At 46.1% G+C, this 14698-nt stretch carries 12 protein-coding genes; 7 read left to right on the forward strand and 5 right to left on the reverse strand.

Features of this window, described 5'->3' with window-relative positions; genetic code table 11:
- Nucleotides 1-168 precede the first annotated feature (168 nt).
- Nucleotides 169-1278, forward strand: a complete 1110-nt coding sequence (gene zapE, locus H8K36_RS00880; RefSeq protein WP_186915526.1) for a cell division protein ZapE — start codon at nucleotides 169-171, stop codon at nucleotides 1276-1278.
- Nucleotide 1279: 1 nt separating this feature from the next.
- The gene (locus tag H8K36_RS00885; protein ID WP_186915525.1) at nucleotides 1280-1702 is read left to right on the forward strand and encodes a hypothetical protein; all 423 of its coding nucleotides are present in this window, start codon (nucleotides 1280-1282) and stop codon (nucleotides 1700-1702) included.
- Nucleotides 1703-1729: 27 nt separating this feature from the next.
- On the opposite strand, the gene H8K36_RS00890 is transcribed toward H8K36_RS00885, so the two are convergent.
- Nucleotides 1730-2902, reverse strand: a complete 1173-nt coding sequence (locus H8K36_RS00890; RefSeq protein ID WP_186915524.1) for a methionine aminotransferase — start codon at nucleotides 2900-2902, stop codon at nucleotides 1730-1732.
- Between the two features lie 256 nt (nucleotides 2903-3158).
- Here H8K36_RS00890 and H8K36_RS00895 point away from each other — a divergent pair, with 256 nt between their 5' ends.
- Nucleotides 3159-8372, forward strand: a complete 5214-nt coding sequence (locus tag H8K36_RS00895; RefSeq protein ID WP_186915523.1) for a hypothetical protein — start codon at nucleotides 3159-3161, stop codon at nucleotides 8370-8372.
- A 54-nt stretch (nucleotides 8373-8426) separates the two neighbouring features.
- On the opposite strand, the gene H8K36_RS00900 is transcribed toward H8K36_RS00895, so the two are convergent.
- On the reverse strand, nucleotides 8427-9782 hold the full coding sequence (locus H8K36_RS00900) for an ATP-binding protein (protein ID WP_186915522.1): 1356 nt from the start codon (nucleotides 9780-9782) through the stop codon (nucleotides 8427-8429).
- An 11-nt stretch (nucleotides 9783-9793) separates the two neighbouring features.
- Complete coding sequence (gene ompR / locus H8K36_RS00905) at nucleotides 9794-10519, reverse strand: osmolarity response regulator transcription factor OmpR (RefSeq protein WP_186915521.1); 726 nt, start codon at nucleotides 10517-10519, stop codon at nucleotides 9794-9796.
- 282 nt (nucleotides 10520-10801) lie between these two features.
- Here ompR and H8K36_RS00910 point away from each other — a divergent pair, with 282 nt between their 5' ends.
- A complete protein-coding gene (locus H8K36_RS00910; protein WP_186915520.1) occupies nucleotides 10802-11197 on the forward strand; it encodes a hypothetical protein in 396 nt (131 codons plus the stop codon).
- A gap of 28 nt (nucleotides 11198-11225) precedes the next feature.
- Here H8K36_RS00910 and smpB read toward each other — a convergent pair whose 3' ends face one another.
- Nucleotides 11226-11684, reverse strand: coding sequence for an SsrA-binding protein SmpB (gene smpB, locus H8K36_RS00915; protein ID WP_329604209.1), 459 nt, complete (start codon nucleotides 11682-11684; stop codon nucleotides 11226-11228).
- Between the two features lie 104 nt (nucleotides 11685-11788).
- Between smpB and H8K36_RS00920 the strand changes: the two genes are divergently transcribed.
- Nucleotides 11789-12220, forward strand: coding sequence for a type II toxin-antitoxin system RatA family toxin (locus tag H8K36_RS00920; RefSeq protein WP_186915518.1), 432 nt, complete (start codon nucleotides 11789-11791; stop codon nucleotides 12218-12220).
- Nucleotides 12221-12242: 22 nt separating this feature from the next.
- A complete protein-coding gene (locus H8K36_RS19690; protein WP_186915517.1) occupies nucleotides 12243-12542 on the forward strand; it encodes an RnfH family protein in 300 nt (99 codons plus the stop codon).
- A 25-nt stretch (nucleotides 12543-12567) separates the two neighbouring features.
- Here the strand turns inward: H8K36_RS19690 and H8K36_RS00930 are convergent, their stop codons facing one another.
- Complete coding sequence (locus H8K36_RS00930) at nucleotides 12568-13089, reverse strand: DUF4124 domain-containing protein (protein ID WP_186915516.1); 522 nt, start codon at nucleotides 13087-13089, stop codon at nucleotides 12568-12570.
- Nucleotides 13090-13211: 122 nt separating this feature from the next.
- Between H8K36_RS00930 and guaB the strand changes: the two genes are divergently transcribed.
- Nucleotides 13212-14672 (forward strand): IMP dehydrogenase, encoded by a 1461-nt coding sequence (gene guaB / locus H8K36_RS00935; RefSeq protein WP_186915515.1) that lies wholly within the window; start codon nucleotides 13212-13214, stop codon nucleotides 14670-14672.
- Nucleotides 14673-14698: the final 26 nt, after the last annotated feature.

Genomic DNA, 14698 nt, shown 5'->3' on the forward strand with positions numbered 1-14698 from the left:
AAATCACATTTGGCTGCCACTAATGCTGTAGTGAAGAGCTAACCAAAATGAATTGACGAAAGGTAATCTGCTTAGAAATAGGGTGAGTACTTGAAGTGCTCACCCGCCATAAAGTAATTTCGGTTTCAGTGTCGATGAAACCATTCATATTCCTCCTATCTCGATTCCATGAACGTCCAAGAGTTCTATCAAGAAGCGATCAATCAACGTGGGTTCCAAGTTGATGCGGCTCAAAAGCGCGCCGTCGATCGTTTGCAGCAAGCTTATGAAGATTGGGTCGAATTCAAATCGAAACGTTCAAATCGACTGGTGCGATTGATTAGTCGCCCTGAAGTGCCACGTGGCGTGTATATGTGGGGTGGGGTAGGTCGTGGCAAATCGTTTCTGATGGATAGTTTCTATTCCGTCGTTCCTGTTGTTCGCAAAACACGTCTCCACTTTCATGAGTTCATGCGAGCAGTTCATCGTGAATTAGATGAGTTGAAAGGTGTCTCAGATCCTCTCAATGAGGTCGCGGCGCGCATCGCGAAGAAGTATCGCTTGATTTGCTTTGACGAATTTCATGTATCCGATGTCGCGGATGCGATGCTATTGTATAACTTGATGAAGGCACTGTTCGACAACGGTGTTTCTTTTATCATGACATCTAACTATGAGCCGGATACGCTCTATCCAGATGGTTTGCATCGCGATCGGATGTTGCCAACTATCGCACTGATTAAAGAAAAACTGGACGTCCTGAATGTTGACTCTGGCAACGACTACCGTAAGCGTGCATTGGAGCAGGTCGAAGCCTATCTAACCCCATTGGGGGCGACGACGGACGAAGCGCTGCGTAAGGCGTTTCAAAAAATTGCGGAAACAAAAGATGAAGACCCACATGTGGATATCGAAGGGCGTCGCTTAAAAGCGCTTCGTCGCGCAGGTACCACGATTTGGTTTGATTTTCATACTTTGTGTGGTGGGCCGCGTTCACAAAATGACTATTTGGAAATCGCAAGCCGCTTCCACACCGTGATTCTGTCTTCGATCCCACGTATGTCTGCCGGGATGTCGTCCGAGGCGCGTCGATTCACATGGCTGATCGACGTATTCTACGACAATAAGGTCAAACTCATTATGTCTGCTGAAGTGATCCCTGAAGAGCTTTATACACAAGGGACTTTGTCCAACGAATTTCACCGTACAGTTTCGAGGATTATTGAAATGCAGTCGGAAGATTACATGCGTGCAGATCAAAGAGAAATCGTCAGTTTGCTCGATCATAGCAAAGACTAATATGACTAAAGTGTTTTGTTTTTTACGGGTGTTAATCCCGATCTTGTTAGCCTTAGCATTCTCAAGTGTCGCGAATGCCGACGCTACGGATGGCCTCGCAGAACGTTCTGTAAAATTGGAATCAGAAGTACTCGCATTTCATCAATCCTATCCAGCCCGTAGTATTGACTCTGTTACCAAAGCCGAGTTAGCTATTGCTGACGGCGAGAAATTGCAGACAAACATACAAAGCGTGAGTGTCGAGTCAGAAAGTGTCTGCTACGATCGTTTTTTAGTGAATGCGTGCATCGATGACGTACGCCATTTTCGCCGCAAGCTACAAGACCTTGTTCGACGTGTAACATTTGAGGCGAAGGCTTATTTACGCCAGCAACGTGGATTAAAGATCCCTCGTGAAATTGCTACACCGGTCGCACAAGACTGAGGTGAAATTTGATCAAAATGGCTCTACCTAAACTCTGAGTTTGGCTAGTCGTTCCAACGCGGCATCTAGTGTTGAAACTTGCTTCGCAAAGCAGAAACGTACCAACTTGTTTTCCTGCTGGTGCTTGTAAAAGGCGGAAAACGGTATTGCTGCAACCCCAATTTCTCGCGTCAGCCATGTCGCAAAATCTAGCTCATTCAACTCAGACACTTCCGAGAAATCAACACATTGAAAATAGCTGCCTTCGACATCTAGTAGCTTAAACGGTGTTTGGCTTAAGCCAGCGCGGAAATAGTCACGTTTTTGTTGATAGAAGTTCGACAAATGTTGATGATGGTCAGAAACTCGCATGAATTCGGCGATCCCAATTTGCATTGGTGTGTTGACAGTAAATACATTGAATTGATGTACCTTTCGGAACTCGCGTGTGAGTTCGGCTGGGGCGAGGACGTATCCAACCTTCCAACCAGTTACATGATAGGTTTTGCCAAAGCTCGATACGATGAAACTGCGTTGGGCTAATTCTGGATGGCCTGCCACTGAGAGGTGACGTTGACCATCAAACACCATATGTTCATAAACTTCGTCGGATAGCACGATAATGTTGGTGTCGCGCACCAGCTCAGCAAGCGTGCTCAGATCCTGCTCGTGCAAACAAACCCCTGTTGGGTTATTCGGGGAATTGATCAGAATAAGCCTGGTCTTATTAGAAATGCTATCTTTTAATTTTTGCCAGTCAATCGCAAAACGTCCGTCTTGGTAGTTCATCGACACCAAAACAGGAATACCACCAGCGAGTTGAATGCTTGGTATATAGCTGTCGTAGGCGGGCTCAATGACGATGACTTCATCACCCATATTGACAGTAGCCAAAATCACTGTGAGCAGGGCTTGGGTAGCCCCGGCGGTAACGGTTACCTCTTCATTAACGTCGTATTGTACGCCGTACAGATTTAATACCTTATTGGCAATTTCCCTGCGTAACGCCAACGTGCCGGTCATCGGTGGGTATTGATTATGCCCATCGCGCATGGCTTGATGGACTGCTGCTATCAGTGTTTCATCACAAGCAAAATCTGGAAACCCTTGCCCAAGATTGATCGCTTTTACCTCGTTCGCAATCGTCGACATTGTCTGGAAAATGGTCGTTTTAATTTCGGGTAGCTTCGATCGGGGGGCGAGATTTAAGTTGCTTGGCATGTTCTAGCGTATTTGAATGTTAATGAGCACCCATTTTACTTAAAAAACAATTTTTGCGATCCATTCACTTAGACAATCTGGCAATAAGTTCATGTGTTAGCTTCAAAATTGGGAATTGCGGCTCTTTTACCTTGTTTCTCGAAGCATCGTTGATTTTGAATTCAAACATAATCCACCTTAGACAAATCCCCCAAGGCCAACGAAATTGCGAAAAAGTAGCGATTCGAAAACTCTGGATTCCGATACTACGAGGTGCATGATGAATGACAATCAAATGATGCTCAACCGCCTGTCCATTGGCAGCTTAGGTGTTGACGAACATGATGCGGTAAGTGACTCACTCAACACCGTAGATGATCTTTCTACCAGTTCACGTATAGATGTGAAAGGCATTCGTGCGGCGATCGCCAGAGTTGAAGCAGAAGCGAAGGCAACCGTCGCGGCAGAAAATCGTCTGCAGGCGGAACTCAAGGCAAAGATTCTTGCAGAAGAACGTGCTCAGACAGATGCTGCGGCAACGGAGATCGCTGAAAGTAAGATGGCAACCGAAGAAAAGGAAATTGAATCGAGTCGAGCTCGCCTGGAAGCGGAATTAAGAGCCAAAGTCGGCAGCCAAGAAAGAATTGCGGCGATGACTCGTGAGACGCAAGAGTTTCAAGAGCGTAGTTTGATTGATGAAGAAGCACGTGTGCAGGCAGAGCTCAGAGCAAAGAATGAAGCCGAGGCTAAGCTCAAAGCATTGGAACAGATCAAACTGGATACTCAAATTAACTTCAAGGCAAAACTTGAAGCCGAAAAGCTTGCTGCAGAAGCCGAAAACGCAAAGCAATGGGCAGCGGAACGTTCAGCTGCTAACTATGCAGCACAACAGGAAGCAAAAGAACGTGCTCGTGTTGACGCCAAGATGGCGGAACTGGCGAGGGAGCGTGAACGTCAAGAGCGTGAAGCAAGACTAAACATGGAACGCTTGATCACTGTTCGCTCTGAGGCTCAACAAATTAACCGTGAGCGAGATCAAGCAGAGGCAATGGCACTTGAAGTGTCATTGAATCGAACTCCTTTAGAAGTTCGTGCCCGTGAAGAGGCGCGCGGTAGAGCGATGCTAGAGCAGGAGTATCAAGCCATTGCGCAAGCAAGAGCTGATTCTGAAAAGCGTGCTGCCGATGCGATTCAACTACGTTTGCAAGCAGAAGAAGAATTGATGGCAGCTGCAACACGACGAGAACAAGCGGAGAAAATAGCAGCTGCGGCGGCACAAGCACGTAGTGAGGCAGAAGAACAAATTCGATTGGCTACCGAGTCAAGAATTCAAGCAGAGAAAGAGCTGCAATCGAAGGCTCTGATGCGCGTTGAGACCGAACAATACGCTGATGCTCATGCTCGTACCCGAATTGAAGCTGAGGAAAAAGCGAACGAAGAAGCGAAGCGCCGTCGTCATGCTGAAATTGAAGCGGCGGAGATGGCAAAACAACGTCGTGAGGAGGAAGAACGGGCCAAAAAGTATGCAGAGGAGAAGTCAGCTTTAGAACGCGAGGCGGTGCAGTTGGCCAAAGATAAAGCGGATGCCGAGCGTAAAGCGTTGACAGCGATGAGCTTGCAAGCCGAGTACCTTAAGCGCGCCAATGAAGCTGCAAACTCTAAAGCGCAAAGCGTCATCGAATTAGCCAGAGCGGAGAAATTGCGCGCAGAGGCAGAACAAAGAGCCGCAAAAGCGATCGAAGCAAAAGTCCAAGCCGAGAAAAAAGTCATCGCAGAAAAAGAGATCTTGGCAAAGACGGAAGAGACGCAAGCTGAAGTGTTGGAGATGCAACACCAAGCTCAACAAGCGATCCGCATTGCCCAAGAAACCAAGTGCGTTGCTGAGAAAATTGCGCTCGAAAACACTGTCGAGAACGTCAAGTTGGGTCAACAATTGGCGATGATGGCGATTCAAAAGAATGAAGACAGCAAAGCTCTACTCGAACTACAACAAGCTCGTGTAGAAAGCGAAGGCGAAGCCCTACAACTGATTCAAGAAAAACTGGCGGTAGAAAAACGGCGTGCAGAGTCCGCCGAAAAGCTCTTACAGGCAACTCAGGAGAAACTCTCTGCGGAGAAGGAGGCTGAATGTGCTGCTGCTGCGCGTCTCAAAGCAGAAGAGGAAGCCATCGCATTAGCGACAAAAAAAGAGGCCTTAGAACGCCAGCAGCAACGAGCACTTGAAGCAAGCAGCGAAGCAGAACGCCAGGCGATCGAGCAGGCTCAACTGCAGTCGGAATTGCAATGCAAAGCAGCATCACTTGCCTTATTGAAAGCGAAGCAAGTGGTCGAAATGCGCAAAGCGGAACAATTACGCCTTGAGGCTGAACGCGACGCTGCTCTTGCCGCACAAGAAAAATTGGAGGCAGAACGTGAAGCGGCGGAGCAAGTCCTTGAGCGTGCAAAGGCCGATCGTGAACACGCACAGATGCTATTTGCTCGTCAAGAAAAGGAAAAAGAAGCAAAACTTGCGCGTCAAGAATTACTCTCTGCTGAGCAGACACGCCTACAAAAGATGACCGAACATGCTGAGCTGCAAAAGCAAACGGCTAGTCTTGCAAAGACAAAAGCTGCAGAAGCGATTGAGCTAACACGTCTTATCAAACAACGCGAGGAAGAAGAGCGAAAAAAAATCGCGCTGATCGAGCAAAAGAAAACATTAGAACAACAACTCATTGCTGAAACAAAAGCAAAATCAGACGCTGAACAAGAGCTGATCCGCTTGAATCAAGAGCGCCTCGCATCCGAGCAACAAATGCAGAAAGCGATTGCTGAAAAAGTCACAGCTGAGGAAAAACTAATCGCTCAGAATCAAGAAAAAATCCAACTTGAGCAACAAATCAAAGAGGCTGCAGAACTCCGTGCCCAACGTGCATGTGAATTGGCAAACTTGGAAAAAACAAAATTATATGCTCAACAAACGGCTTTGGCTACGCTCGAAGAAATCACTGAGCTAGAAAAGAAGAAAGTGCATTCTACTGAAGAAGAAGCGCGTCTCCAAGCAGATCGCTTGCAGCAAGAGGTACGCGCAAGCAAAGAGGCTGAGGAAAAACGTTTACTGGAAGTTGAAAATGCGCGCCTGGCCACAGAGAGATTGCATGCTGAAGAAGAGGGTAAACGTTTAGCGCAAGAAAAACTGGATGCGGAGCAAGAGCTTCATGCAAAAGTGCATGCCTATGCTGAGCTACAAGATCAAGCACGTCAGATCTTGGTGCAAAAACGCGCACGCATACAAGAACTCGAAGTCGTAGCACAGGAACGTCTAAATGCAGACGCAATAGTATTGCAAACGACAAATGAGAAGATTCGACTCGAAACAGAAGCTGTCACTTTACTTAAATCGCAAAACGAAGTGGAAACTGCGGCCTTAAAATTGGCTGAAATTAATGTTGAACAAGCGATCCTAGCAAAGGCGGAGGCAGAGGCCGCTTTAGTCAAGGAATCTGAACTTCATGCAACTATCAAGGCCAATCTCGACGCTCAAATGCTGTTTAATCGTTTGATGCAAGAAAGGCTCGATGAAGAACTAAATCTTCATAAGCTTCATCAGGAACGTATCGAACAAGAACAGCATACTTTAGATTCTCTGAAATGCTCACAAGCAGCGGAGCAGAACGCGCTAGCTGAAGCTGCTAGGCTCCAGAAAACCGAAGAGGAAAAGCGTGCGCTTGCGATTCAAAAACAAGAATTAGAGCAAGCGACTCGACTTGAACTCGAAAAACTCAATGCGGAAGAGCAAGCCTATCTCGCCTTAGCGGAGAAGGAAAAAATCGCCCGTTTGCAAGCAACGGCAGCACTCGAAGCAAAAAATGAATCACTGCAGAAAACGATTACTTTGGCCGAAGAAAAGAATCAAGTAGAAACTGCGCTCACACATGAGATCGATCAGAAGCTCGCTGAAGAACAACGCGCAATGGCAGCTTTGAGTGAACGATTACGTTATGAAGCGATGTTGGCGGAGACTGAGCGCCAACGTGCTGAACAAGAGCGCTTAGCAAAACAAATTATTGAAGAGAAATTTGGGGCTGAAAATGCTTTGTTTGTTGTTTCACGTGAGCACGCGGAGGCTCAACGCACAGCATTAATGACTATAGAAGCACGGTTATCTGAAGCGCAGGAATTGAATCAATTTGAACAACAACGTGCGAAACAAGAGTCTGAAGAATTAAAACTGGTACAGCAAAAGCTGGCAGCGGAACAAGTTTTAATCGACGAAATAGAAAAGCGTAAAGCGACTGAACAGGCTTATTTGGAAGAATACGAGCGTCGAATCGTTGCTGAACAAGAAGCACGTATTGCCTTACAAAATCGATTGACAGCCGAAACCGAAGCACGCGTCTTGGCGGACCAGCAAAAGCAAATTGAAGATGCACTGACAGCGACCGCCCAAGCAAACGCGAATGAATTGTTTCAAGTGCAGCAAGCCACAATGACCCGTATGGAGTTTGAAACAAAGCAAGCGGAGCGACTGCAAGAACAATTGGAGATCGAACAACAACTGGCATCTATGCACCAAGCTGCGCTTTGTGATATTGAAATGAAGTTGGAAGCTGAACGTTTGTTGTTGGAAGAATCCTCAAAACGTGCTGAGCTTGAACGTCAAACACGGTTGCAAGCCGAACTTCGTTTGCATGCCGAGCAAGAAGCAACGATACAACAACAAGCTAAGTTAGAGTCAGAAGTTGACCTTACGTTAGCAGCAAATGCCTGCACAGAACAAGAACAGCTTCGCCTGCAAGCCCAGTCAAAAGCCCGTGAAGAGCAAATGGCTTTGCGCGCTGTCGAACTAGAAAATACGGAGATTGAGAAACAGGTGGCGCATTTATTGGCAGAACAGATTGTGCAAGCTCAAGAATTGCGTGCTCAAAATACGCTTCGCTTAGAACGTGAGACTGAAGCCGCCCGCTTGTTGCAAGAAAGAGTTGATGCTGAACGACAAGCTGCGGAACAAGTCAAACAACAACTGGTGCAGGAGCAAGAGCGTTTGCAGCAAGTGGCGGACCTGAAACAAGAACTGTCACAAACTGTCGCGGAACAGCATGCACACGCAAATGTCTTGGAACAAGAAATTAATCGTGAAAAACAAGAAGCACAAGCCTTAGCATCTGCCTTAATGCAGCGATTGATGTCTGATAAAGCCCAACATCAACAATGGTGTTCTAAAGCGAAAGAGGTGCTGGACGCATCGCCAGTGGAAGCGCCAAGTTTCATGATGCCTGTTTCTACCACAAAATCTAAGTGGCGTTCACCAGCGTTGTTTAGCGTATTAGTCAGTATTGGTCTGGTCGGTGCAGCAAGCTGGGGTGTTTTGCAAGCGCAGGAAGCGCCATCAGCTTTGGCGATGACGAAGACAAATAAAGCGAGTAAAGCGAAAGCACCAATCGTACAACAAGACGATACCTTCAAGATGAGCTACCAATTGAATACGGCTGGCACAAATCAAAAAATGTAAGCTGGATAGGGGCTAGGGAATGAAATAAAAACGCCGGCGAATAACCGGCGTTTTTTATTTTCCTATAGGTAAGAAAATACTTATTTGCAGACCGCCATGCTCATGGTTACGAATCTGAATTTTGCCACTATGGCGCTTAACAATTCGTTCAACGATCGCGAGGCCGAGTCCCGAGCCATTGGCCTGACCTCGAGCGAGATCCAGACGCGTAAAAGGTTGCAGCATACGACTAAGTTCTGACTCAGGGACGCCAGGTCCATAGTCTCTAATGAATAATAGGGTACGCTTAACTCCATCTAACTCTGTTAGCTTACATTCGACATCCAGCTTGAGTTTGCCATCTGTAGTTGAACGGCCATATCGCCTAGCATTCTCTAATAAATTACTAATACATCGTTTGATTTCAATTTCAATGCCATTAATCCATAAGTTAGAGTCGATGTTGAGATTAATCTCGCAGCTTTCTAGACGTCGATACTGAGTAGCGATTTGTTCACAGATCAGACCAAGGTCGACGGAAGTGATTGTATGGTCTTCAAATGGTTTTGCATAATCTAAAAATTGATTAATGATACTGTCCATCTGACTTAGATCAGCCTGCATTCCTGATCTCGCACTATCATCTAATGGTGCCATCTCAACTTCTAACTGCATACGTGTAATCGGTGTTCGTAAATCGTGTGAAATGCCGGCCAAAATTAGTGCACGGTCTTGCTCGATGCGAGCTAAGTCTGACACCATTTGGTTGAAGCTGATATTTGTTTCTTTAATCTCACGGGCTCCAGTTTCGGGCAAAGGAGAGGGCTTTCGTCCGTTTGCTAACTCTCTCGCCGTAGCGCTCAAGCGTGATAAAGGATTATTGATCAACTTGGAAATAAAGATTGCGCCGATTAATGTCAAAACCAAAGTCACTGAGGCCCAGCCAAGAATTTGCAATCCCGTTTCGTCTTGGATACGATCAGGTTCCAAACGAAGCCAGTACTGATCCGCTTCAATATTAAAGCTCAGCCAAAAACCTGCCTCGCCATTAACCTCTTTCGCAAATCGCGTTTCAACACCTAGTTTCTGACGTATTCTTTGACTGAGTTCGTTGAAGAATGGGTCATTGTCTGGCGTGATAATTTCGTCTTCATCCTCAAGTAGGTAAATTCGGATGCCTTCATTGCTGGCAAGATCGATCAGAAGTTGTCGCCGCTTGTCTTCGGCTGAGTGAGTTAATGCAGCGCGGGTAATGGTCACCATGGACACTATCTGTCCGGAAATCTGTTGCGCACGAGGCTTTCTTTCGACAACTTTAAAGCTGACAAACCACGTTGCCATGCTAGCAGTCACTAAAACACTTAGCAGAAAGAATGTCCGCCAAAAAAGGCCGCTTCTAAACCAAGGTAGAGGATTAAATTGGTATTGCATTTAATGAAGATCTATTTACCTTGTCCGTCGGAAATAAAGACATAACCTAGACCCCACACTGTTTGAATGTATTGCGGATTTGTTGGGTCAACTTCAATCAGTTTTCGCAATCTCGAGATCTGAACATCAAGGCTGCGATCGAACACTTCATACTCACGGCCACGAGCCAATTCCATTAGCTTTTCTCGTGATAGTGGTTGACGTGCATGGCGAGCGAACACTTTTAAGACAGAGAACTCACCGGTAGTGAGATTCACTGTTTCGCCCTTCCTTTTGAGACTGCGCGTGGAAAGGTCTAAACTGAATTCGCCGAATTCAAAAAGTTGAGATGACTCAGTTGGCGCACCTGGAACTTCGTCTGGCGCTTTTCGGCGTAATACCGCATTAATTCGAGCAACCAATTCTCTTGGGTTAAAAGGTTTCGGAAGGTAATCATCCGCCCCCATCTCTAGCCCGATGATTCGGTCCACTTCGTCCCCTTTGGCGGTCAACATAATGATAGGGGTATTATCGCCGGCACCACGCAAGCGACGACAAATCGCCAAGCCATCTTCTCCAGGTAACATTAGATCGAGCACGAGCAAGTCGTAGCGCTCTCTAATCCACAATTTATTCATTGCTACTGCGCTTTCGGCAACGACAACTTGAAAGCCTTGTTCTGTCAAATAGCGGCGTAGCAGGTCTCTCAAACGAACGTCGTCGTCTACCACTAAGATTTTGGATTTTGAATCACTCATGATACTTCCCGAATATTGGATGAAATAGATGCTCGCAATTGCCTTTAGCGAGATCTTACTTGTAAAGGGATATCCGCAAAACAATTTTTTCTTGGTCTTTACAAACTGTTACAGACCTTACATAAAAGTGCTGTCATTGATGAGCTTCAAACGGTAGACTCAAGACATAAAAATTAACTTGGTCGTACCCTAGGGACGGCATAAAATAGAGGTAGTCGAAAAACCGCTGGCGGGAAGAGTGCGATTAACCACTAAAAATTGATTTTACCATCGAGAAGAATTTTGAAGACCTTGAAACACCTGCCGCTCGGAATCGGTTTTAGTATTTGCGCTTTGTTCATTGCGCAAGGGGCGGGCGCATCCCCTCAACAAGGTAAGGGCGGAGGAGTCCATCCCCGCTTTGAGGCGAAACAAAGACAGTTTCAGGAAATGCGTGCCAATCGTCAGGCTATGCGACAAGCAAAGCAGCAGAATCAAAAAGAGGGGGAGTCAATTCCAGCTCAAGCGGCTGGTGTGCAAGCTCAAACACCGCTTTCAAGTGCAGTGCAACAAAATCAAGGCCAGCTTGAAAGGGAACCTAATGTACGTTTTAATCGCTTGACTCCTGAGGAGCGTCAAGCGCTTCGACGTCAAATCAAAGAGGCGCGCCGTGAAATTTATCTTCAGCGTCAACAATAATAAAGTTTAAAAGTTGCTGGGGCGATGCTTAGCGACGATGTTGCTTCATAATTTTTTGCTGTTCACGTTGCCAGTCGCGTTCTTTTTCTGTTTCCCGTTTGTCGTGCTGTTTCTTTCCCTTTGCCAACCCAATTTGGCACTTGATTCGCCCATTGAGGAAATGCAGATTCAAAGGAACCATGGTGTAACCCGAGCGCTCGACTTTGCCGATCAATTTCTTGATCTCTTCGGCATGCAAGAGAAGTTTTCTCGTTCGCACTGAATCGGGATGAATATGTGTTGACGCTGTTGGTAAGGCACCAATGTGTGCGCCAAACAAATAAATCTCAGCCCCTTTTACAATCACATAGGCCTCTTTTAGCTGCACGCGCCCAGCACGAATCGCTTTGACTTCCCAACCCTGTAAAACGATCCCAGCTTCGAATTGCTCTTCGATGAAATAGTCGTGAAAGGCCTTCTTATTATCTGCAATGCTCATGGAAAAAATCTTTTTGTTGTATTCGTTTATTTCTCGAAAATGGCTTTGATTTACGGTACTGCCATTGTTTCGGGTAAAATTTGGTTCGTGATCATATCAAATCAAGACTAATAATGGCAGTCGTTCAAAAAAATGTCCTCGTCTCATTCAGCGCGGCACAAATGTTCGCTTTAGTAGAAAAGGTCGAAGACTATCCACAGTTTTTACCTTGGTGTGGAGGTGTGCAAGTCGCTGAGCGAACAAATGATCGACTCAAGGCGACATTATCTATCAACTACCATGGTATCAAACAGAGTTTTACCACGGAAAACCATAATTCACCGCCAGATTCAATGGAAATGCGTCTAGTTGATGGGCCTTTTAAGCAATTGCATGGTACTTGGAAGTTCATACCGCTGCGAGATAATGCGTGCAAAATTGAGTTTAACCTAAAGTATGAATTTTCAAGCCGTTTACTTGAACATTTGATTGGACCAGTCTTCGGAAAAATCAGTAACAGCTTCGTCGATGCCTTTTGTGCTCGCGCTGAAGTAGTGTACAGATAAATGCCTTAAGTCCCTGCAAAAAATGAAAATTCAAATTACATTCGCAGTCAAAATCGGAGACTCAGTGCGCCTGTTGCAAAGTGAGTTCGACCAAGCAACGACGATCGCCACAGCGTTGAGTCATTTCAGCGTAAGTGTGGAACAGGATGTTGGCACTTTGCTTTCCGAGGGGTGTGCTGTGAGTGTCTTTGGAAAAAAACGATCGCTCGAATCGATCTTGCAAAATGGAGATCGAATTGAAGTATGTGCTCCTCTAATCGCGACGCCAATGGATTCAAGACGACGTCGCGCAAAAAGAGAGCACAAAGGCGGGAAAATGTAATGGTAATTTCGACTCTTTTGATTTGCTACTTACATTCGCTAGTTACTTTTTTTGCATCTGCCAATTCGCGTGCTCTTTGCCCCTCATCGAGAATGACACGCTCACCATTTTGATCTCGTGATGAAATTACCATGCCGGCTTCGATGGATTGTTGGTAGGCCCGCGCCCGCGCACAATTTTTCTCCTTATCTTGTGCTTCTTTTTTGTCGGCTTCCGCTTTCTTCTCTGCCTCTTCTTTCGCTATCTTGCGCTTATTGAAGTCTTCATTCTTCGATGCGAGCGTCGCTGGCTTTTGTAATTTATCGATTTCACTCTTTGCCGCATTCTGATTGGCAGCGGACTCGGTTGATGACGCCGTCTCTATCACTCTTGTTTGTGAGCCAGGCGCCTTGATGATCTTATCCCTAGGCACGTTTTTTGGCGGAGGTTGATCTGAATATTGTTTCGAACCTTTTTCATTCAGCCACACATATTGCGCATACGTGCTTTGCATAAAAAGCATGCAGATCGCAAAAATACTTACTTTAGTTACATGTTGTTTTTTCATTTTTTATTCCAATTCCCCTAAAGTCGGTCACTTTTTATTAGATTTTAGCAAGAGTTTTACACGGAACGAGACGTATCGGCAAGTTTTCTGTATAATTTGCTTTTGCGCCTATAGGAAATACTATGCGTCTTCTTCAAAAAGCACTCACTTTCGATGATGTGTTGCTGGTTCCAGCATTCTCAAATATTCTTCCAAAAGACACGTCTCTTGCGACGAATTTAACTCGAAATATCAAACTAAATATCCCTTTGGTATCCGCTGCAATGGATACAGTCACGGAAGGTCGCTTGGCGATCGCGATGGCACAAGAAGGTGGTATCGGTATTATTCACAAGAATCTAACACCGAAAGAGCAAGCTCGCGAAGTTGCTATGGTGAAACGTTTTGAGTCTGGCGTTGTGCGCGACCCAATTACGATTCCACCATCAACGACAATTCGCGATGTCATCGCCTTGTCCCAACAACGTGGCATCAGTGGATTCCCAGTCGTTGAAGGTAAGACAGTGGTTGGTATCATCACTAACCGTGATCTACGTTTCGAACAGGAGCTCGATGCTGAGGTTCGTGCGAAGATGACACCACGCGATAAATTGGTTTTTGTTAAAGAAGGTGCAGATCTTACTGAAGCAAAGCGCCTGATGAACAAACACCGCTTAGAACGTGTTTTAGTCGTCAATGACGCCTTTGAGCTACGTGGCTTGATTACGGTTAAAGATATTCAAAAAGCAACCGAACACCCATTTGCTTCTAAAGATGAGCAGGGTAAATTGCGCGTAGGTGCGGCAGTAGGCGTCGGAGCTGATAACGACGAACGCATTGATTTGTTAGCTAAAGCGGGCGTCGACGTCATTGTGGTTGATACTGCACACGGTCACTCACAAGGTGTGTTGAGTCGTGTGAAATGGGTAAAAACGAACTACCCTCACATCGAAGTTATCGGCGGCAATATTGCAACAGCAGCGGCCGCTTTGGCCTTGGTTGAGCATGGTGCAGATGCGGTTAAAGTAGGTATAGGTCCTGGTTCGATTTGTACTACACGTATCGTAGCTGGGGTAGGTGTTCCACAAATTACTGCTATTGCCAACGTGGCCGAGGCGTTGCGTGGAACTGGTGTTCCTTGTATCGCTGACGGTGGTATTCGTTTTTCTGGTGACGTTTCCAAAGCTTTAGCTGCTGGCGCATCGACAGTGATGATGGGTAGTATGTTTGCAGGAACTGAAGAGGCGCCAGGCGAGGTGATTTTATTCCAAGGCCGTAGCTACAAGTCTTATCGTGGCATGGGTAGCTTGGGTGCTATGGCGGATGGTTCAGCTGACCGCTATTTCCAAGATTCAGCGAATAACGCCGATAAATTGGTTCCAGAGGGAATCGAAGGTCGCGTTCCTTACAAAGGCAGTGTTTTGGCAATTTTGTACCAAATGGTAGGTGGTGTGCGCTCTTCGATGGGGTATTGTGGTTGTGCCAGCATCAAGGATTTGCACGAGAAAGCCGAATTTGTCGAAATTACGTCGGCAGGGATGCGTGAATCTCACGTCCACGATGTACAAATTACGAAGGAAGCACCGAATTACCGCGCAGAATAAGTGGTTCTCGCAGTGTTAATTGGCGT

Source organism: Affinundibacterium nitidum (assembly GCF_014284155.1).
In the GTDB taxonomy this organism is placed as follows: domain Bacteria; phylum Pseudomonadota; class Gammaproteobacteria; order Burkholderiales; family Burkholderiaceae_D; genus Undibacterium; species Undibacterium nitidum.

Excerpts from the sequence above, each read along its gene's own strand:
- H8K36_RS00890 (WP_186915524.1), bottom strand. The coding sequence starts at position 2,902 with ATGCCAAGCAACTTAAATCTCGCCCCCCGATCGAAGCTACCCGAAATT.
- H8K36_RS00920 (WP_186915518.1), top strand. The coding sequence starts at position 11,789 with ATGGCAGTCGTTCAAAAAAATGTCCTCGTCTCATTCAGCGCGGCACAA.
- guaB (WP_186915515.1), top strand. The coding sequence starts at position 13,212 with ATGCGTCTTCTTCAAAAAGCACTCACTTTCGATGATGTGTTGCTGGTT.
- H8K36_RS00895 (WP_186915523.1), top strand. The coding sequence starts at position 3,159 with ATGATGAATGACAATCAAATGATGCTCAACCGCCTGTCCATTGGCAGC.
- H8K36_RS19690 (WP_186915517.1), top strand. The coding sequence starts at position 12,243 with ATGAAAATTCAAATTACATTCGCAGTCAAAATCGGAGACTCAGTGCGC.
- ompR (WP_186915521.1), bottom strand. The coding sequence starts at position 10,519 with ATGAGTGATTCAAAATCCAAAATCTTAGTGGTAGACGACGACGTTCGT.
- H8K36_RS00930 (WP_186915516.1), bottom strand. The coding sequence starts at position 13,089 with ATGAAAAAACAACATGTAACTAAAGTAAGTATTTTTGCGATCTGCATG.
- zapE (WP_186915526.1), top strand. The coding sequence starts at position 169 with ATGAACGTCCAAGAGTTCTATCAAGAAGCGATCAATCAACGTGGGTTC.
- H8K36_RS00900 (WP_186915522.1), bottom strand. The coding sequence starts at position 9,782 with ATGCAATACCAATTTAATCCTCTACCTTGGTTTAGAAGCGGCCTTTTT.
- H8K36_RS00885 (WP_186915525.1), top strand. The coding sequence starts at position 1,280 with ATGACTAAAGTGTTTTGTTTTTTACGGGTGTTAATCCCGATCTTGTTA.